Origin of the sequence: Sphingobium xenophagum, assembly GCF_002288285.1 — a bacterium.
In the GTDB taxonomy this organism is placed as follows: Bacteria; Pseudomonadota; Alphaproteobacteria; order Sphingomonadales; family Sphingomonadaceae; genus Sphingobium; species Sphingobium xenophagum.
The window spans coordinates 2,555,184-2,574,112 of record NZ_CP022745.1; the positions used below are offsets into that span (position 1 = coordinate 2,555,184).

General features: G+C 63.9%; 19 protein-coding genes. 10 read left to right on the top strand and 9 right to left on the bottom strand.

Features of this window, described 5'->3' with window-relative positions:
• Nucleotides 1-47: 47 nt before the first annotated feature.
• From CJD35_RS12455 to CJD35_RS12480, 6 genes are all read right to left on the bottom strand, one after another.
• Nucleotides 48-1,142: an ABC transporter permease gene (locus CJD35_RS12455; protein ID WP_095687086.1), complete on the bottom strand. Its 1,095-nt coding sequence runs from the start codon at nt 1,140-1,142 to the stop codon at nt 48-50.
• Nucleotides 1,139-2,290, bottom strand: a complete 1,152-nt coding sequence (locus tag CJD35_RS12460) for an ABC transporter permease (RefSeq protein ID WP_095687087.1) — start codon at nt 2,288-2,290, stop codon at nt 1,139-1,141. Before CJD35_RS12460 ends, CJD35_RS12455 begins: the two co-directional genes overlap by 4 nt.
• Nucleotides 2,287-3,333 (bottom strand): HlyD family secretion protein, encoded by a 1,047-nt coding sequence (locus CJD35_RS12465; protein WP_095687088.1) that lies wholly within the window; start codon nt 3,331-3,333, stop codon nt 2,287-2,289. Before CJD35_RS12465 ends, CJD35_RS12460 begins: the two co-directional genes overlap by 4 nt.
• A complete protein-coding gene (locus tag CJD35_RS12470) occupies nt 3,323-4,792 on the bottom strand; it encodes a TolC family protein (RefSeq protein WP_095687089.1) in 1,470 nt (489 codons plus the stop codon). Before CJD35_RS12470 ends, CJD35_RS12465 begins: the two co-directional genes overlap by 11 nt.
• Entirely contained in the window at nt 4,792-5,400 is a 609-nt protein-coding gene (locus CJD35_RS12475) for a TetR/AcrR family transcriptional regulator (RefSeq protein WP_095687090.1), read from the bottom strand. Before CJD35_RS12475 ends, CJD35_RS12470 begins: the two co-directional genes overlap by 1 nt.
• Before the next feature lie 122 nt (nt 5,401-5,522).
• Nucleotides 5,523-6,458: a LysR family transcriptional regulator gene (locus CJD35_RS12480; protein ID WP_095687091.1), complete on the bottom strand. Its 936-nt coding sequence runs from the start codon at nt 6,456-6,458 to the stop codon at nt 5,523-5,525.
• A 113-nt stretch (nt 6,459-6,571) separates the two neighbouring features.
• Here CJD35_RS12480 and CJD35_RS12485 point away from each other — a divergent pair, with 113 nt between their 5' ends.
• From CJD35_RS12485 to CJD35_RS12515, 8 genes are all read left to right on the top strand, one after another.
• The gene (locus CJD35_RS12485; protein WP_095687210.1) at nt 6,572-7,366 is read left to right on the top strand and encodes a type 1 glutamine amidotransferase domain-containing protein; all 795 of its coding nucleotides are present in this window, start codon (nt 6,572-6,574) and stop codon (nt 7,364-7,366) included.
• A gap of 71 nt (nt 7,367-7,437) precedes the next feature.
• Nucleotides 7,438-7,734 carry a putative quinol monooxygenase gene (locus CJD35_RS12490; RefSeq protein WP_095687211.1) on the top strand — a complete coding sequence of 99 codons (297 nt, stop codon included), beginning with the start codon at nt 7,438-7,440 and terminating at the stop codon, nt 7,732-7,734.
• Between the two features lie 11 nt (nt 7,735-7,745).
• Nucleotides 7,746-7,928, top strand: coding sequence for a hypothetical protein (locus CJD35_RS22430; protein ID WP_157742314.1), 183 nt, complete (start codon nt 7,746-7,748; stop codon nt 7,926-7,928).
• A 12-nt stretch (nt 7,929-7,940) separates the two neighbouring features.
• Nucleotides 7,941-8,681, top strand: a complete 741-nt coding sequence (locus CJD35_RS12495; RefSeq protein ID WP_095687092.1) for an SDR family oxidoreductase — start codon at nt 7,941-7,943, stop codon at nt 8,679-8,681.
• 111 nt (nt 8,682-8,792) lie between these two features.
• The gene (locus tag CJD35_RS12500) at nt 8,793-9,086 is read left to right on the top strand and encodes a putative quinol monooxygenase (RefSeq protein ID WP_095687093.1); all 294 of its coding nucleotides are present in this window, start codon (nt 8,793-8,795) and stop codon (nt 9,084-9,086) included.
• Nucleotides 9,087-9,195: 109 nt separating this feature from the next.
• Nucleotides 9,196-9,615, top strand: a complete 420-nt coding sequence (locus tag CJD35_RS12505) for a GlcG/HbpS family heme-binding protein (RefSeq protein WP_095687094.1) — start codon at nt 9,196-9,198, stop codon at nt 9,613-9,615.
• Between the two features lie 320 nt (nt 9,616-9,935).
• Entirely contained in the window at nt 9,936-11,075 is a 1,140-nt protein-coding gene (locus CJD35_RS12510; RefSeq protein WP_095687095.1) for a glutathione-independent formaldehyde dehydrogenase, read from the top strand.
• 31 nt (nt 11,076-11,106) lie between these two features.
• On the top strand, nt 11,107-11,676 hold the full coding sequence (locus CJD35_RS12515; protein ID WP_095687096.1) for a type 1 glutamine amidotransferase domain-containing protein: 570 nt from the start codon (nt 11,107-11,109) through the stop codon (nt 11,674-11,676).
• 257 nt (nt 11,677-11,933) lie between these two features.
• Here CJD35_RS12515 and CJD35_RS23405 read toward each other — a convergent pair whose 3' ends face one another.
• The 3 genes from CJD35_RS23405 to CJD35_RS12530 form a co-directional block, all read right to left on the bottom strand.
• Nucleotides 11,934-14,600, bottom strand: coding sequence for an excinuclease ABC subunit UvrA (locus CJD35_RS23405; RefSeq protein ID WP_276327780.1), 2,667 nt, complete (start codon nt 14,598-14,600; stop codon nt 11,934-11,936).
• Between the two features lie 213 nt (nt 14,601-14,813).
• Complete coding sequence (locus CJD35_RS12525; RefSeq protein ID WP_017183087.1) at nt 14,814-15,923, bottom strand: S-(hydroxymethyl)glutathione dehydrogenase/class III alcohol dehydrogenase; 1,110 nt, start codon at nt 15,921-15,923, stop codon at nt 14,814-14,816.
• Nucleotides 15,924-15,992: 69 nt separating this feature from the next.
• Complete coding sequence (locus tag CJD35_RS12530) at nt 15,993-16,982, bottom strand: zinc-dependent alcohol dehydrogenase family protein (protein ID WP_017183088.1); 990 nt, start codon at nt 16,980-16,982, stop codon at nt 15,993-15,995.
• Nucleotides 16,983-17,120: 138 nt separating this feature from the next.
• Here CJD35_RS12530 and CJD35_RS12535 point away from each other — a divergent pair, with 138 nt between their 5' ends.
• Both CJD35_RS12535 and CJD35_RS12540 read left to right on the top strand, forming a co-directional pair.
• Entirely contained in the window at nt 17,121-17,699 is a 579-nt protein-coding gene (locus CJD35_RS12535) for a TetR/AcrR family transcriptional regulator (protein ID WP_017183089.1), read from the top strand.
• 73 nt (nt 17,700-17,772) lie between these two features.
• The gene (locus CJD35_RS12540) at nt 17,773-18,603 is read left to right on the top strand and encodes an aldo/keto reductase (protein WP_017183090.1); all 831 of its coding nucleotides are present in this window, start codon (nt 17,773-17,775) and stop codon (nt 18,601-18,603) included.
• The last annotated feature ends 326 nt before the right edge of the window (nt 18,604-18,929 follow it).

Here is an 18,929-nt window from a genome sequence, read left to right on the forward strand (position 1 = left end):
GGGGAGCGAACCGCTCGGCAACAAGCCTGCTCCCGGCGATCTGACGATTATGTCGTCAATTCATCCGGATTCGTCATAAACCGCGAAACAAGGCCCGACCCGACCAAAAATGAGATTGTAAGTATCACCAAAGCTGTGAGCGGCCGAAGGGCGTCCGATAACGGCGCGCCCATCTGGTCGGTGAGGAGGAGGGCGCGGCTGGCGTGGGTTGAAGGGAGCAGTGCGCCCAGCGCTGAGACCCAGCCTGGCATCGCTTCACGCGGCCAAGTCGCGCCCGAGAGAAAAAAGATCGGTAGCGAGGTGGGGATTAGCAACAGCAGCGCGGCGCGCGCGTTGGGGAACAGCCGGGCGGCGAACAGCGAGAAGGCGGCGATGGCTCCTGCCGCAAACAGCGCGACGATCAGCAGGGCGTCGATTCCGGCTTGGCGCGGGATATCCTGCGCAGCGAAGAACCAGCCGAAATAGGTCAGCGTTAGCACGAACGACACGAGGCTCAGCGCCAGCCATTGGCCGCCCAGTTCGTTCCATCCGCGCCGCCTGCGCCCGGCGAACAACACGGCGGTACCAAACAGCATGGTCTGCTGGAGGATCACCGGTGTAACGGCGGGAAAGATATAGGCGCCGTATTCCAGATCGGGGTTGAACAGCGGTTGCGACACGACCGGATCGGCAATGTCGATCCGCACCCCGAGCCGTCCTTTCGCCTCGTTTTTGAGCGTGTTGACGATGGCCCCCTGGATCGCCTCTCCCAAAGCCTTGGTTCGCACGAGGTAGGTTCCGTTGATCCACAGCGCTATGCCGCTGTCCTGCCCGCGCAGGGCGTCTTCCAGCACTTGGCCAGGAAGCAGCAGCACACCATCGACCTTTCGCTCGACCAGCAGGGTGCGCGCCTCGGCAAGGTTGGCGGGGCGGGCGGAGACCTCTGCCAGCGGACTGGCCTCGATCAGATCAACGAGCTGTCGGCTGAGCGGGGTGCGCGCCTCGTCCACGACTGCCAGCCGCACGTCCTGCGCATGGCCCTGGCTGTAAGGCGCGGGATAGTAGAAGCCGTATAACAGCGCTGCGACCACGATCAGCATCAGCGCATCGGTGTTTCGGCCAAGCTGGCGCACGGTGTCGATGAAGGCGGCGCGCAGGCTCATGCCGGCGATTTACTCCCGCCCAGCCATGTCGCAAGCGCGAGTCCCACCGCTGCGTAGCCCGTGAGCAGCAGCGCCGCGCCCCAGGCCTGGCGCGCAGGTGCGCCAAGGAACTGGTCCATTTGCGCGGTCAGGTAGTGAGTAAACGGCAGCACATGATGCCAGACCCGCGCCACTGTCGGCGCGCCCTCAATCGGCAGCGAGCCCCCCGAATAGGCCAGCGCCGAGCCGGCATAGAGCGCGCTCAGCGAATAACCGAAAATGTCGCGCCGTGCGCCCGAGACGAAGGCGAACGACAGCGCCAGAGACGCGGCGATCAGGGCGATCTGTGCGGCAAAGGTCGCCAGCAGCGATCCTTCCATCCGCCCCCCCTTGAAGCCCACCAGCCAGACCATCCAAACCGCTCCCCAGAAGCTCAGGACCGTCAGGTAAGGCACCAGCTTTCCCGCCAGCGCAGCCGCCCCGCCACCCGTCTCTGCGCGCCATGCGTCGAGCGAGCGGCCATCTGGCCCACCGAGTTCGCGCGCCATCGCGTAAACCGCGACACAGGCCGCCAGCAGGTGCAGCATGGCGGGCTGAATCAGCGCCTGCAGATACCATTCGAAGCTCGCTTCGGGATTGAACAGCACCGAAATCTGCACCTGCGGGATCGCTGCCTTGTCTGACAGCACCCCGGCGCGCCAGGCGGTGTCCTCGAATCCGGCGATGATGGATCCGCGCAGCGCGGTCGTCAGGCTGCGCTCGATCGTCGAACCCACGCTGAGGTAGGCGGCGTTATAGTAAAGGCGGATCGGCTCGTCCGCCGCGCGGGCTTGGCCGAAACCGCGGGGAAGAGAAACGAACGCCCAGATCTGCCCACGCCGCATCGCAGCTTCGGCCGCCGCATCGCTGACCGGTTGGGCGGCGATCCGCACCTCGGGACGGCCCGACAGCAATCGGACGAGCGCCTGGCTTTCGCTGGTGCGGGCATTGTCCACCACCCCGACGGGGAGGGCCTGCAGCGCCCCTTGCGAAAGCATCGCGGCGATGATCGCAATCGCGCAGAACGGCACGACCACAAGCGCCAGCAACATCACGCGGCTGCCGGCGATGAAGCCCGCTTCGCGCCGCGCCGCGCCGCCCAGCCGCGCGAGAGCCGAGTGCGCTGTCACTGGGGCCAGTCGAACAGCACGCTCATGCCCGGCCGCAAGCCTTCGACCCGCTCGGCCGGTTCCAGCTTGATCTCGAAACTGCGCGCGTCGAACCCGGCACTCTGACGGGTCGCCTTTTCGCTGGTGAAGCCGGCCTGCGCGGAAATCGCCGTCACGCGGAGGCGCACCGCCTTGTTGCCGAGCGCGGGGACGGTGCCGGTCAGCACCCGGCCTTGGGCCATGCCCGAATAGTCTTTCTCGGAAATGCGCAGGGTCACGCGGGGATGGGCCAGGTCGACGATTTGGAACAGCGGCACGCCAGGCGCCACGACTTCGCCTGGTTCGATCAGGCGGCGGCTGATCTCTCCGGCGATCGGCGCTGTGACCTTCGTGTCGGCGGCAATCTGGCGCGCGGCGCGGTTGCGCGCTTCGGCGGCAACGGCCTGCGCGTCGGACACGGCGCGGGTTTCGCCCCGCGTTCCGGCCATTGTCTTGCGATACTGCGCGTCCGCCGCCGCCGCGTTGGCGCGCGCGGCGACGTTGGCCGCGGCGGCCTCGTCGCGCCGCTGGGCGGAGATGACCCCTTGCGCGTAGAGGCGGTTCATGCGCCCGGCGGTGACGGCGGCAAGGTTGGCGGCGGCGCGGGTCGATGCCGCGATCCCCTGCAGCGATGCGATGTCTTCTGGACGAGCACCCTGGTTGGCGATGGCGTCCAGCGCGCGCGCACTGTCGAGATTGGCCTCGCTCTGGCTCACCAGCGCATCAATTCCCGGGCTTGAAAGGGTCGCGAGGTGTTGGCCGGCGCCGACCTCAGCCCCTTCGGCCACCGCCACTTCCTCAACCCGAGCCAACATCTTGGTCGCGACGTTGACCTCGGTCGCCTCGACCGTGCCCTGGAGCGGCACCGGAAGGGGCCGCGAGGAATACCAGATGCCGGCCAGCGCCAACAGCGCGAGCACGGGCAGCGCCCACAGCAGCCAGTTCGCGCGCCGACCCGTGTCCGGCGCGGTTTCGTAGGGTTCCGTTGCGGCTTCGGTGGGTGCGGGATCGGTGTTATCGGTCATCGACGGTCTGCCTGTCGGGTGCCTGGGCGTAATCGACGAAGCGTTCGCTTTGCCCGCTGGCGGCGAACAGCGCGGCAAGCGAAAGGTCGTATTCGTAAGCCGCCGTCGCACGCTGGGCACGGGCAAGGCCAAGCGCGGTCTGGGCATCGGTCACTTCTGCCGCGGTCCCGACGCCTTCGCGGAAGCCAATCTGCTTGACTCGCAGGTTTTCCTCTGCCGCGGCAACGCTGCTGGCGATCGAGGCAAAGGCGCGCCGGGCGTTGTCGGCCATCAGCCAGGTCTTCTCGATCTCGCCCTCGGTGCGGGTGCGGGCGTCGGCTGCGCGCAGACGGGCGGCTTCGCGGCGGGCCTGGGCTGCGGCTACAAGTTCGCGGCGGTTGACTGCGGAAAACAGGGGGACCTGCACCGTCGCGCCGACGATCCAGTCGGGATCGACCGGCAGCGACTGCTTTCGCACGGCGTTGACCGATCCGAAGGCATAGACCGAAGGCCGCATGGTCGCCCGCGCGGCGCGCTCTCCGGCGGCGGCGAGCTGTTCGGCGCCTTCGGCCATGGCGATCTGCCCATTGCGCGGGACATCGCCCGTCCACGCCGTCAGCGGCGGCAGCGGCGTCGTATTGACGAATAGCGGGGTGGATGGCACGGGGTTGGCCGTGCCGGTGATGCGGGCGAGCGCCAGTTGAGCCATGTCGGCATCGCGCCGCGCCCGATCGTTTGCCCGCTTTGCGGCATCGCGAGCTACAACCGCTTCCAGCGTGAGTGAATGCGGCACAACCCCTTCGCGCTCCATCGCGCGGACATTGCCCAGGTGCTGTTCGGCGGAGGTCAGCGTCTGCCGGCTCGACACCTCGAGCTGGCGGGCGAGTTGGGCGCCAAAATACGTTTCGGCCAGCCGCACGCTGTCCGCCCCGCGCGCCAGCTCGCGGCCGCCCTGCGCCAGCGTGACCTGCGCCTTGGCCGCGTCGCTCACCGCCTCCAGCGCGCCGCCGGTGTACAGCGGCATGATCGCGGTGACATTCGGCCGCACCACGACATCCCGCTGGGTATAGTCAAACTGATCAGGGATCGGCGCGAGCAAGCCGGGCAGGGCCTGGCCGATCCGCCCCGCGATCAGCGCGACGATATCGGCATAGCCCGGCGGATACTGCCCCGGCAGCCCGCCGAGATAGTTCTGGGCACCGCCGAGGAACTGCTCCTTGGGCCCTGTGAGGTCAAGGCTCAGCGATTTTTCGTAGGCGATGACCGAGGCCGAGGCGATGACGGTCGGGCGGTAAAGATGCGCCACGGCTTTGGCCTGATGCTCGGCGGCGCGCAGGTCGGCTTGGGCCGCCACCGTTCCTGCCGGGGTGGCCTCCATAGCGGTTTCCGCTGTACGGTAATCGAGCGCAGTTTGCGCCAGCCCGGGACTGGCGGCAAGAGCCAGCATCAGTGCCGGCACCAGAGGCAGGGCGCGCTTCATTACGGCCGACCCAGCATCGCGCGCATACAGGTGATGAAAATATCGGCCACCGGAAGGCTCGTGTTGTCGTCATCACGGAGCGCCAGGCCGCGCCACAGGACCAGCAGCGTCTCGACGATTTCGGTCGATCGGAACCGCGGGCTCAGCCCGAAATGCCCGACCAGATCGTCGATCCGTTCGGCAAACAGCACATCGATCCGCTGCTCGGCCGCGGCTATTGCGCGGGCCAGGGCCGGGTTGCGCACCGCCTCGAGCCGCAGCTCAATCGCCAGCTGCGCCCATTCGCGGCGGCCGGATAGGGTCGCCAGCCACGCGCCGATCCGGGCGATGGTCTGGTCGAATGTCATCGCGCGATAATCGAGCGTCATTTCGGCAAGGGTACGGACGCGCTCCTCCAGATTGCGCTCCATTACCGCCAGCAGCAGATCCTCGCGCGAAGCGAAATTGGAATAGAACGCACCCTGGGTGAATCCGGCACGAGTGCAGACCGCGCGCAGAGACAGACCCGGCATCGAACTTTCCAGGATCAGCGTCTCGGCCGCTTCGAGCAGCGCCGTTCGCGTTGCCGCCTGCGAGCATTCGCGACGGAGAGGTTTGGCAGCGGCCATTGCGTGCGAATACAGATATCAACTGATATTTCAAGCTATCGTTTTTCAGATGCCGTGCGGAATGTCAGCCTTAGGGAATGTTTGTGAAGTTCAACCGGCGTCGCCCGGCCGAATCAAGTCCATCACGTTGGCGACGTCATGGCTGTTGCTGCCGTCTTGTCCTTGAAGTCGGTGATGACCTCGCTGATCAGCGCCCGTAGCCAGCGGTGGGCGGGATCGTGGCGGTAACGGACGTGCCAGGCCATCTCGACGGGAAAGCTGCCGAGGTCGACCGGGGCGGGCAGGACCTTCAGCCGGGGGTCGTGCATCAGCTGTCGGCAGATTAGCGAGGGCAGGGTGGCGCAATAGTCGGTCACCGCTACCATCTCGGCTGCCGCGAAGAAGTTGGTCACGGAGATCGCGACGTCGCGCTTCAGCTGCTGCTGCGCCAGCGCCTGGAACAAACCGGCGCGCATCCGTCCGGGCGGCACGATGTTGACATGCTTCATCGTCTCGAACTGCTCGCGCGTCATGGCATCGCCGATGGCCGGATGATCGGCGCGGACCGCGCAGGCGAGGCCTTCATCCATCAGGTGCTGGACGACGAGGTTATCGGGCGGATCGACGATGCGGCCCAGCACGAGTGCCGTCGTGCCCGACACGACACCTGTTTCCGCAAGATCGTTGCCGAAGGGGGTCAGGCGGAGCTTGATGCCGGGCGCAACCTTCTCCAGGCGCGCCAGGACAGCGGGGACGATGACGAACTCGACATAGCCGTTCGGCGCGATCGTGAAGAGCCGTTCGGCGTGTGCGGGGTCGAAGGCCTGCTGACCGAGGACCGCGTCGTCGAGCTGGGCGAGTGCCTCGGCGATCAGCGGTGCGAGTTCAAGCGCGATCGGGGTCGGCTGGATGCCATAGCGCTCGCGTACGAACAACTGGTCCTGAAGCATCTGTCGAAGGCGCGACAAGGCGTTAGAGAGGGCGGGCTGCGTCATGCCCATGCGCTCGGCGGCCCGCGTGACGCTGCGCTCCTCCATCAACGCGACGAAGATCGGCAGCAGGTTCAGATCGTAGCGCATGCAGTCATCCTGTCAGACATATATCTGCCATTAGAAAGATAAACTTCTAGAATATATCAACGAGGCCCATTTCCCATCCATCGGCGACGGACGCCGCGAACATGGAGGTTCAGATGAGCAAGGGACAGGTTCTCGTTCTTGGATCGAACGCGACGCAGATCGGTCTGCGTGGCGGCGGTACCGCGACGGTCGGTCAGTATCTCAACGAGACGGCGGTCCCCGCGCTGGCTCTGCTCGACGCCGGCTATGATATTGTTCTCGCCACGCCCAATGGGGCCAAGCCGCACATCGACGCCGTCTCCGTTTCGGTTGATCATTTTGGCGGCGATGAGACGGCATTCCAGCGCACCAAGGACTTTTTTGCCAGCCACCCGGCGATGAACGACGTGCGTACGCTGAAATCGGTCGTCGAAGACGGCCTGGACGGCTTCGTTGGCGTGTTCGTGCCGGGAGGTCACGCGCCGGTCGTCGACCTGATGCTGGACCGCGATGCGGGCACGATCCTCCGTCACTTCCACGCGGCGGCCAAGCCGACCGCGCTCCTCTGCCACGGACCGGTGGTCGTTGTCGCAGCGCTCGAGGATGCTTCGACCTTCCGCAAGGCGCTGGAGGAAGGCGATGACGCCGGGGCGGCCGACCTGGCGCGAGACTGGATCTACGCGGGCTACCGCATGACCGTCTTCTCGGCGAACGAGGAGAAGATCGCTGAGGAGCAAGTGCTGAAGGGCGAGCTCTTCTTCGACATGGAAAAGGCGCTGCGGTCAGCCGGTGGCGACGTCTCGGTCACCGACAAGAACTTCGCTTCGAATGTCGTCGTGGACCGGGAGCTGATCACGGGTCAGAATCCGGCGTCGGACCGGGCCATGGCCGACGCGTTGATCGAAGCCCTCGATCGCGCCGCTGCGTGAGTACCAGGATGACCGGCGGGGCGCTAAGGGTGCGCCCGCCCACGGATATAAACAAGACAAGGAACGGTGCCATGTCCGCCAACGTGAAGATCGTCGCCGTCCTCACCGCCCGTGCGGATACCGTCGACCGCCTGCGCGCTCTGCTCGACGCCATGCTAAAGCCGAGCCGTGCCGAAGCGGGCAATTTGCGCTACGATCTCTGGCAGGACCAGAGCGATCCGAACCGTTTCGTGCTCGACGAGCTGTACGCGGGCGCGGATGCAGTCGCCGCCCACCGTGCGACGCCCCACTTCCAGAACTACCTCTCTCAGATCGGCGATCTGGCCGAGCGCGCCTCGTTTGTCCTCAACCCCGTCTCGGCGACCTGAGGATGGTGCCAATGGGCAAGCCTGAAGAATGGGTGGGTTCGGCACGGCTTGTACAGGCGTTCGACACAGACGAGTTGCGGATGATCGGCCTGTTGGCACCTGCGCTTCGCGTGGTGCCTTTTGGGCCTCATTCATCCACGCGGCTACCGCTGAGGCGGGGCCGCGATCCGGCGAAAAATCAACAACTGACTTGAAGGAATACAGTCATGACCAAGGGTATCGAAGGCAAGGTCGTTCTCATTACCGGCGGCAGCACCGGCATCGGCGCGGAAACCGCGCGTCTTCTCGCGGACCGCGGCGCCAAAGTGGCCATCGCCGCGCGGCGCAAGGAGAGGCTCGACGAGGTCGTCGCGGACATCACCGCTATTGGCGGCGCGGCACGTAGCTACGCGCTGGACGTGACCGACAAATCGGCGGTCCAGTCCGTCGTCGCCGCAATCATTGCCGACTTCGGCCGCCTTGACGTGCTGATCAACAACGCCGGGCTGATGCCGATCCGTCCGATGGCCGAGGTCAACACCGACGAGTGGGACCAGATGATCGACGTCAATCTGAAGGGTACGCTCTACGGCATCGCGGCGGCCCTTCCCGGTTTTCTTGAGCAGGGCAGCGGGCACATCATCAACTTGAGCTCGGTTGCGGGCATCAAGGTCTTCGCACCGGGCGGCACGGTCTACTCCGGCACCAAGTTTGCCGTCAGCGCGATCAGCGAGGGCTTGCGCCACGAGGTGGGGGAAAAGGTCCGGGTCACGTCGATCGAGCCTGGCGCTGTCGAAAGCGATCTGAAGTTCACGACCTCGGGCACGGCTGCCGAGACGGTGCTGGACTTCTACAAGCAGGCCATCCCGGCGGCATCGGTGGCGCGTGCTATCGCGTTCGCTGTCGAACAACCTGATGACGTCGACGTCAACGCGATCGTCATCCGGCCGACCGCACAGGAGTTCTGATTTCGACGAGGAGACGGGGCCGCGTGTGCTCCGCCTCACAAGGAACGTTCCGGCGCGCTCGACCGTTACTTTGCCGAATAATATCTGTCCGTTTCACTTGAGGAGTCATTCATGCCCAAACTAGCCCTGTATGTACCGCTGAAGGCCAAGCCCGGAAAAGAACGCGATGTCGCCGATTTCCTGACCTCGGCATTGCCGCTCGTTCAAGCTGAGCCGGGCACTCTGACCTGGTACGCGATCGAGGAAGGTCCCGGTGCGTACGCGATCTTCGATACGTTCGACACGGAGGACGATCGGCAGGCCCATCTTGACGGCAAGGTTGCCGCTGCGCTGATGGGCAAGGCAGACGAACTGTTTTCCGAACCGCCGCAGATTCACAAGTTCACCCTGCTGGCCGCGAAATAACGGAACGCTCGGCACCCTAGCGCGTCGCTCTCATCGCCCGCGCGGGGGGGACCCGCGCGCGGCGGCGTGGGGTGAGCGGTTTTCCCCGAACTGGCGAAGGAGACACACCATGCGCACCACTCAGACGCTCGACCTGAACGACGCGCGGGCAATCATCGATGCGGGGATCGCGGAGGCCGAGCGGATCGGCAACCCGATGAACATCGCGGTGGTGGACGCGGGCGGCTGCCTCCTAGCGTTTGCGCGGATGGACGATGCGTGGCGCGGCAGCGTCGACATCGCGATCGGCAAGGCATGGACGGCGCGCGCGTTCGACGTCGAGACCAAGGGGCTTGCGAAGCTCGCCCAGCCGGGCGCCGACTTCTACGGCATCCATGCCTCCAACGACGGCAAGGTGATGATCTTCGCCGGGGGCGTGCCGATCAAGGTGGGCGAGACGGTGATCGGCGCGGTGGGCGTGTCGGGCGGCACCGGCAAGCAGGACCAGGCCGTGGCCGAGGCGGCGGCGCAGGCTTTCGCGCACGGCTGAGCCTTGAAGCGCGGTGGCGGGCGCGGCGGAGCCGGCTCAGTCGCCGGGGGTTCAGTCGACGGCGGCGGGCTCGCCTCCCGCGCGGCGCGGGTCGCCTTTGTTTAGCGCGTTATTCGGTCGTTCTGGCCCAGTCATTCAGAAAACCGCCGTCAATCGATCCCGGGACTGCCCTACGGGAAGGAACCTCTCAAATAGCAGCAGGTTCAGTAAGGTGAGAACACTTGGAAGGGTGCGATGTCCTCCGCCGTTGCGATGGACCGGATCATCACAAGCTCTCGATTTGATGACGCGTTGAGAAGAGCTGCGAAAGGAAAAGATCCGTGAAAGCTGTCGTGTACAACGGGCCCAAAGATGTTTCCGTCAATACCATCGACGATCCCAGGATCGAGAAGCAGACCGATGTTATCATCCGGCTGACCACGACCAATATCTGCGGGTCGGACCTTCACATGTATGAAGGCCGTACCAGTTTCGAGAAGGGCAAGGTCTTTGGGCACGAAAACCTTGGCGAGGTCATCGAAGTCGGCTCTGCCGTAGATCGCATCAAGAAGGGCGATCGCGTGTGCATGCCGTTCAACGTTGGTTGCGGTTTCTGCGAAAATTGCGAACGCGGTTTGACGGGTTTTTGCCTCACGACCAACCCTGGAACCGCCGGCGCAGCGTATGGCTTTGCCGAGATGGGTCCGTGGCAAGGTGGTCAGGCCGAATTGATGCGCGTTCCTTATGCGGACTTCAATTGTCTGAAGCTGCCTGAGGACGCTGAGGAGAAGGAGGATGACTATGTCATGCTATCCGACATCTTCCCGACGGGTTGGCATGGCGTCGAACTGTCAGGTTTCCTGCCTGGCGAAAGCATCGCGATCTACGGCGCCGGTCCGGTCGGTTTGATGGCCGCGCATTCAGCCGAAATTCGTGGTGCCTCTCAGATCTTCGTGGTGGATTCTCACGATGACCGCCTGAAACTGGCCGAGGCGATGGGCGCTATTCCGATCGACATGCGCAAGGGCGATCCCGCCCAGCAGATCCTTGACGCGACCGGCGGCCTCGGGACCGACCGGGGGGTCGAGGCGGTCGGGTATCAGTGTTGCGATCGCCACGGCAAGGAGCGCAGCAATTACACGATGAACTGCCTCGTCAAAAGCACGAAGGCCACCGGCGGAATCGGCGTCGTCGGCGTGTTCATTCCGGAAGACCCGAACGCGCCCGACGATCTCCAGAGGGAAGGCAAGATGGCGTTCGACTTCGGCAACTTCTGGTTCAAGGGCCAGAAGATCGGCACCGGCCAGTGCAACGTAAAGCACTACAACCGGCGACTGATGAAGCTTATCGAGCAAGACCGGGCCAATCCTGCCCAAATCATCTCGCACCGACTGCCGCTCGATCAGGCACCAGACGCCTACAAGCATTTCGACGAGCGCGATGCAGGCTGGACGAAGGTCGTGCTCAAGCCGGGCACCTGACCTAAGTCCTCGACGGAACAGGAAATAGATTATGACTTTGGAAGGCAAATCAGTTGCCATTCTGATCGCACCCCGCGGGACGGAAGAACCAGAATTCTCGAAGCCCAAGCAAGCTGTCGAGGATGCTGGTGGCAAAGTGACCGTGGTCAGTTTTGAATCGGGCAAGGCTCGCACAGTCAATAGCGATCTAGATGAGGGCGGCACCTATACTATCGACAAGACGTTTTCCGAGGTCAAAGCCGACGATTTCGACGGACTTGTTGTGCCCGGAGGGACTGTCGGTGCCGACAAGCTGCGCGGCAGCGTCGAGGCAATTGGTTTCATCCGGGCTTTCTTCGATCTGAAGAAACCTGTTGCGGCCATATGCCATGCACCGTGGACATTGATCGAGGCGGGCGTGCTCAAGGGTCACACCTTGACGTCCTACCAGACGCTGAAGGTCGATATCGAGAACGCCGGCGGTGCATGGACCAATGAGGAAGTCGTGGTCGACAACGGCCTTGTTACCAGCCGTGATCCCGATGATTTGCCCGCCTTCTGTGCCAAACTCGTCGCGGAAATCGCAGAAGGTGCGGGCGCATCGCTCGCAGCAGGGAGTTAAGACGGGGTCGTTTCGACGAACCTTGTGAGGGCTCATTCCCAGAAGAAGGTCCGCACAAAGCACGGGCGGCGGATGGCCAGCGAATGGCCGTCCGCCACGCCGCTTATCGCACGAACACGGCGCATCTGACGGGCACTCAAACCCTGAGCCGCGTCAACCCCGGTGACACCTCGCCGGCTCCCGCTTCCAGATCTGACCCATTCCAACGTGTGGTACAGAGTCACCTGATCGAACATGCGTTCGTCCAGATTTACAACCTACAGCGCCGCCTTGAGATAGCGGGCAGTGAGACTGCCTTCCGCTTCCGCAACGACGCCAGGGAGGCCGCTGGCAACGATACGGCCCCCATCTTCCCCGGCTCCCGGTCCCAGGTCGATGATCCAGTCCGCCTGCGTGATGGCGCGCATGTCATGTTCGACGACTACGACGGTATTGCCGGCGTCTACGAGTCCCTGCAGGTGTTGCATCAGCCGGTCGCTATCGGAGGGGTGAAGCCCCGAAGTTGGCTCGTCGAGGATATAGATCGTGTTGCCGCGTTGAGCGCGTTGCAGTTCAGTTGCCAGCTTGATGCGCTGCGCCTCCCCGCCAGACAGCTCGGTCGCAGGCTGACCGAGCCTCAGATAGCCAAGACCGATCTCCCGCAACACGTCGAGGGAGCGCATCACCGATGCCTCGCCAGCGAAGAAATCGCACGCATCGTCGACCGTCAGTTCGAGCACCTGGGCTATATTGCGCCCGTTCCATTCGACTTCGAGCGTTTGCGGGTTGTAGCGAGAGCCATGACAGGTCGAGCACGGGGCAAAAACGCTCGGCAGGAACAGCAGCTCCACCATGACGTATCCCTCGCCCTCGCACACAGGGCAGCGGCCTTGTGCGACGTTGAACGAGAACCTTCCCGGGCTGTAGTGCCGCCGGCGGGCGAGCGGCGTATCAGCGAAGATCCGTCGCACATGGTCGAACATGCCGCTGTAGGTGGACAGGTTCGAGCGCGGCGTGCGGCCGATCGGTTTCTGATCGACCCGCACCAGCCTGCGAACATGCTCCATGCCTGCGACAATGCGTCCTTCACTGTCGTTCTGCGCAACATCGAGCAGCGGATCGATATCCTCCTCCTCCTCCTCGGCCACGCGGGAGCCGCCGAGGTGTTCCGTGACGAGCTCGGGCAGCGCCTGACTGACAAGACTGGATTTGCCCGATCCCGAAATGCCCGTGACAGCGGTGAAGCAGCCGATGGGAAACTCGACGTCGAGACCAAGGAGATTGTTCCGCCTGATCCCTTCCAGGCGTAGCCATGCCTTGGGCTCGCGCGGTGTGCGCTCACTGCGGAGCGGCTCTGCGAACAGGTAGCGGCGGGTGATCGAAGTCTCGACGTCGGCAAGCCCCTCGATCGGCCCGCTGTAGAGGACTTCACCGCCCTTTTCCCCGGCTCCTGGCCCGACATCGACGAGCCATTCCGCGCGGCGGATCACGTCGAGATCATGTTCGACGACGAACAGGGAGTTGCCCGCCGCCTTGAGACGCTCGAGGATGGTGAGCAAGGCTTCGCCATCTGCCGGGTGCAACCCTGCCGAAGGCTCGTCAAGCACATAGACCACGCCGAAAAGCTGTGACGACAATTGCGTGGCAAGCCGCAAGCGCTGCAGCTCTCCGGAGGAGAGCGTCGGCGTGCTGCGGTCGAGCGAAATGTAGCCAAGGCCAAGATCGATCAGCGGCTCTAGCCGCTCGATCAATTCGCAGGCAAGGCGCTGTGCGGCGACCCGCTTTTCATCGGAAAGATTGGGCGTTCGGCGCACGTCGGGCGCAGCCTTGTGCGCCGAACCTCCTGCCGCGACTCGCCGTTCGACCGCCGCATCGCGGGCCGCCTTGCCGAGGACATGGCCCTTCGGGACCGCCGCGTCGCCCCCGTATTCGCCATGCGCGACGGGCGTGAGCAAGTCCCGGAGTTTCAACACCGTCAGGTCGCCGAACTCGGCGATGTCGAGGCCCGCGAACTTCACGGACAAGGCTTCGCGCTTCAGGCGCTTGCCGTCGCAGGTCGGGCAATCGCGGCCGATGATATATTGCGAGACGCGCTTATTCATCAGCGCGCTTTTAGTGTTGGCGAAGGTTTCCAGCACATAGCGGCGCGCGCCGGTGAAGGTGCCCTGGTAGCTCGGTTCCATGCCGCGCTTGAGCGCCGTCCGCGTCTGTTCGGGCGTCAGGCCCGCATAGACCGGCACCGTCGGCGCCTCTTCCGTGAAGAGGATCCAGTCGCGATCCTTTTTCGGCAGGTCTCGCCACGGCGTATCGACGTCATAGCCGAGCGAAACGAGGATATCGCGCAGGTTCTGCCCATGCCAGGCGGTCGGCCAGGCGGCGATCGCCCGGTCGCGAATGGTGAGGCTGTCGTCAGGAACCATCGTCTCTTCGGTCGCGTCATATATGCGGCCGATACCGTGGCAGGTCGGGCAGGCCCCCGCGACCGTGTTGGGCGAGAAATCCTCCGCATAGAGCATGGGTTGATGGCGCGGATATTCGCCGACGCGCGAATAGAGCATCCGCACCAGGCTGGAGAGCGTCGTCACGCTGCCGACCGAGGATCGCGCGTTGGCCGAGCCGCGCTGCTGCTGCAACGCGACCGCAGGCGGCAAACCGTCGATCGCGTCGACCTCCGGCACGCCGGCCTGGTCGATCAGGCGACGGGCATAAGGCGCAACCGATTCCAGATAACGCCGCTGGGCTTCAGCATAAAGGGTGCCGAACGCGAGCGATGACTTGCCCGAGCCCGATATGCCGGTGAACACCACGAAGGCGTCGCGCGGTACATCGACGTCAATATTTTTGAGGTTATTCTGGCGCGCGCCGCGAACCTGCACGCAAGCGGGCGGCCCCGTATGCCCATGATCGGTGGCCGGCGTCGTCGCGTGAATATCCTTGCTCTTCAATACAGTCTTCCTGCCCTATACGCCCGTGCGGCCCGTGGTTCATCACAATCGGGTAACAGATGAATGCATTTCCGACGCAATACATCCAACGGTTGTTATTGCATCGCGACGCGTTGCCCATTTGCCAGAGCGCGCGTCATCATGGCCGGGTTCGGGCCATGATGACGGCCGAATTGTCGATCTGGGCGCCTCGCGCCGCTTCGGATGGGCGGGTCAGTAGTGAATGACCGAGCGGATCGACTTTCCTTCGTGCATCAGTTCGAAGGCCTTGTTGATCTCCTCCAAACCCATCGTGTGGGTTACGAACGGGGCCAGATCGATATCGCCTTTCATCGCGTCCTCGACCATGCCGGGGAGCTGTGTCCGTCCCTTGACGCCGCCGAAAGCGGACCCCTTCCATACGCGGCCCGTGACGAGCTGGAATGGGCGGGTGGAGATTTCCTCGCCCGCGCCGGCAACGCCGATCACGATCGACTGACCCCAGCCACGGTGCGCCGATTCAAGCGCGGCGCGCATGACGTGGACGTTGCCGATGCACTCGAAGGTGTGATCGATGCCCCAGCCCGTCATCTCGATCAGCACTTGCTGGATGGGCTTGTCATGGTCCTTGGGGTTGATGCACTCGGTCGCACCGAACTGGCGTGCCAGCTCGAACTTGGAAAGATTGGTGTCGATGGCGATGATGCGACCCGCCTTCGCCTGGCGCGCACCCTGAATCGCCGCGAGGCCGATGCCGCCGAGGCCGAACACGGCGACCGAGTCTCCGGGCTGGACTTTGGCGGTATTGTGGACTGCTCCGATGCCGGTCGTGACGCCGCAGCCGAGCAGGCAGACATGTTCGGGGTTTGCCTCGGGATTGATCTTGGCGAGCGAGACTTCGGCGACGACAGTATATTCACTGAAGGTTGAACAGCCCATGTAATGATAGAGGGGCTGACCATTGTACGAAAAACGGGTGGTCCCATCGGGCATCAAGCCCTTGCCCTGCGTTTCGCGGACAGCGACGCACAGGTTGGTCTTGCCCGACAGGCAGAAGTCGCACTTGCCGCACTCGGCGGTATAGAGCGGAATCACGTGATCGCCCGGCCCGACGCTGGTGACGCCTTCACCGACCTCGACAACGATGCCCGCGCCCTCGTGGCCCAGAACCACCGGGAAAACACCCTCCGGATCACTCCCCGCCAGCGTGTACGCGTCGGTGTGGCACACACCGGTGTGCGTCACCCGTATGAGGACTTCGCCTTTCCGGGGTGGGGCGACATCGATCTCGACGATTTCGAGTGGCTTGCCCGCCTCGAAGGCTACAGCGGCGCGAGATTTCATGTTGGGATACCCTCGTTGAGTTAAACTGATTGCTGGTGCGAGGCCGTTGCGTCAGCGCCGCTATGACGGTCAGACCGTAACGACGACCTTGCCGATCTGTTCGTTCGATTCAAGGAAGCGGTGAGCGTCCTGGATGGCGTCGAGCGGGAAGGTGCGCGCGATCCGCGGCTTGAGCGCGCCCGATTCCAGACCCGCTACGATAAACGCCTTAGCGCGATCGAGGGCGGCATCGTCCGAGACGATCTCGCTGTAGAGATACCCCTTGAGCGTGAGGCTCTTGCCCAGCACGGAGAACAACGGGAACGGCGTCGGTTCGCCGCTGAGCGCGCCATATTCAAGCAGGATGCCGCCGCGTGCCATGCTTTCGGTCAGCGGCTCGAACGACGGGCCTCCGACCGGATCGAGCACCACGCGCGCACCCTGACCATCGGTTATCTCCATCACCCTTGCTACCAGATCCTCTTCCCCGGTCGCGACGACATGATGTGCACCGGCATCGATCAGGGCCTGGCGCTTGGCGCCGGTACGCGTCGTCGCGATTACCGTCGCGCCGACCATCCGCGCAATCTGGAAGGCAGCAAGGCCGACGCTGCTGGAGGCAGCAGTGACGATGACGAAATCGCCCTCGCCGAGTTTCGCCTGCTCCACCAGCGCCCCCCATGCGGTGACATACTGCATCCAGACGGCCGCGGCTTCCTCGAACGACAGCGCCGCCGGATGCTTGACGACGAGGCGGGCGGGCACGTTGGCGACCTCGCCATAAGTGCCCCAGCGCGCGATATCGAGCGGGGGGATGACGCTGACGGCTTCGCCTTCCGCAAACCCGGTCACGTCCGCGCCGACCGCGACGACAGTGCCGGCAGCCTCATAGCCAAGGCGGCTCGGGAACTCGGCTTCCTGAAGGTAGGCATGGTTGCGGAACATCACCTCGGCGCGGTTTATGCCTATCGCCTTCACCGCTATCTGCACTTCGTCGGCGGCGGGCGCGGGGACTGCCACATCTTCAATCCTGAGGACGCTAGCGTCGCCATATTCGTGGATGCGGACGATGCGGCTCATGGGAGACTCCTTGATTATTGAATGATCGTTCTGTAAGAGGGCGGACCACCAGTTTCAAGATATTATTTATCGATCGTTCCATATCGTGCGCCAGAGATGACAGAGACGAAAGCCCGTCGCCGCGCAGGTCGCCCTCGTGTGTTCGACACCGACGCTGCGCTCGACAAGGCGGTGCGGCTGTTCTGGCAGCGCGGCTACGAGGCGACATCGATGGCCGATCTGGTGGCGGAAACCGGCGTCGCCGCCGCCAGTCTCTATGCAGCGTTTGACAACAAGGCGGGGCTGTTTGCGGCGGTGATCGAGCGCTACGCCGCGACGTTCAGCGTCCACCTCTATGCACCCATCAACGATCCGTCGTTGTCCACCTACGAGGCCGTCAAAGGCCTGCTGGAACGAGCGGCGTCATCATTCTCGGAACCTGGAACGCCGGCCGGCTGCTTCATGTATTCGGCAGCGGCAGCCGTTTCGCCGGCGTCCGCCGCCATCGAATGCCTGCTGCGCGACAAGCGTATCGCGGCGGAGGCCCTCTTGATCGAGCGTCTGCAACGCGGCGCCGCGCAGGGCGAGCTTGCGGCCAACACCGATCCGGCCGTGCTAGGCAAATTCATCAGTACGGTCATGCAAGGCATGTCCGTTCAGGCGCGCGACGGCGCTACTATCAACGAACTGCTTTCCATCGCCAGAATGGCACTCGATCGATGGCCGGTTGCGGTCTGATCTTTATATGGTGGTTATCTGCCAATCCGCCTCCCGACCGAACAGTCGAACTCATTTTATAGGACGAAAGCACATGAAACACGTGACATTGCCCGGCGGGCAAGTGGTTCCTTCACTGGGACAAGGCACCTGGAAGATTGGCGAACGTGCCGAGCGGCGATCCGATGAGATCGCCGCGCTACGCGCTGGTGTCGAACTGGGCATGACGCTTATCGATACCGCCGAAATGTACGGCGATGGTGCGGCGGAAACGCTGATATCCGAGGCGCTGGGCAGCGTTCGCGACCAGCTGTTCCTCGTCAGCAAGGCCTATCCGCAGAACGCATCGCGCTCCCGCCTTGCCGGTGCGTGCGAGGCGAGCCTGAAGCGGCTCGGCACCGATCGGCTCGACCTCTACCTTCTCCATTGGCGGGGATCGGTGCCGCTCGCTGAGACAGTGGAGGCAATGGAGGCTCTAAAATCAGCGGGGAAAATTAGGCATTGGGGTGTCAGCAACCTCGATACCGACGATATGGACGATCTTATCGCTGCGGGCGGGGATGGCTGCGTGACCGATCAGATCCTCTACAATCTCGTCCGCCGAGGCCCCGAACTGGACCTGCTGCAGTGGCTCGCCGAGCATAACATACCGGTTATGGCGTATAGTCCAGTTGAGCAGGGACGACTTTCTACCCACCCCGCTCTCGACAAAATTGCAGCCGAGGTTGGCGCAACCCCTGTGCAGGTCGCACTTTCGTGGACGTTGCGGCACGATGGTCTCATCGCCATCCCGAAAGCGAGTTCAGTCGCACATGTGCGGGAGAACCGCGCGGCCGCCGATATCGTTCTTTCCGACGCTCAGCTTGCGACACTCGACGCGGCATTTCCCAGGCCACGCGACCGCCGTCCACTCGAGATGCTTTAGCGTCGGATGGCGATATCATCGCTCGAAGGAACGGAACGCAAACCGGATCGGCGTAGGCGCTCAGCGGTGCGGTGATCGGACCAGTGCCGACACCGCTATCGAGCGGCTGCTGCGCGACTGACGGTTCGAGAACAAGGCCTATCGCGTCCCCTGGCCCCAATCTGCTCTTAGCCTCCACGAATAACCGTCTGACCGTTCTTACCGTCTATGAGCGTATCCGAGCTGGCAGGGCATCCAGCCAAGGGCGTCATTCTTGTCCATCGGGCGCTCTGGATCGAAGCTCGGGCGGCCTATCTGTCAGCACGACACCGCGCTGCCCGAGTTTT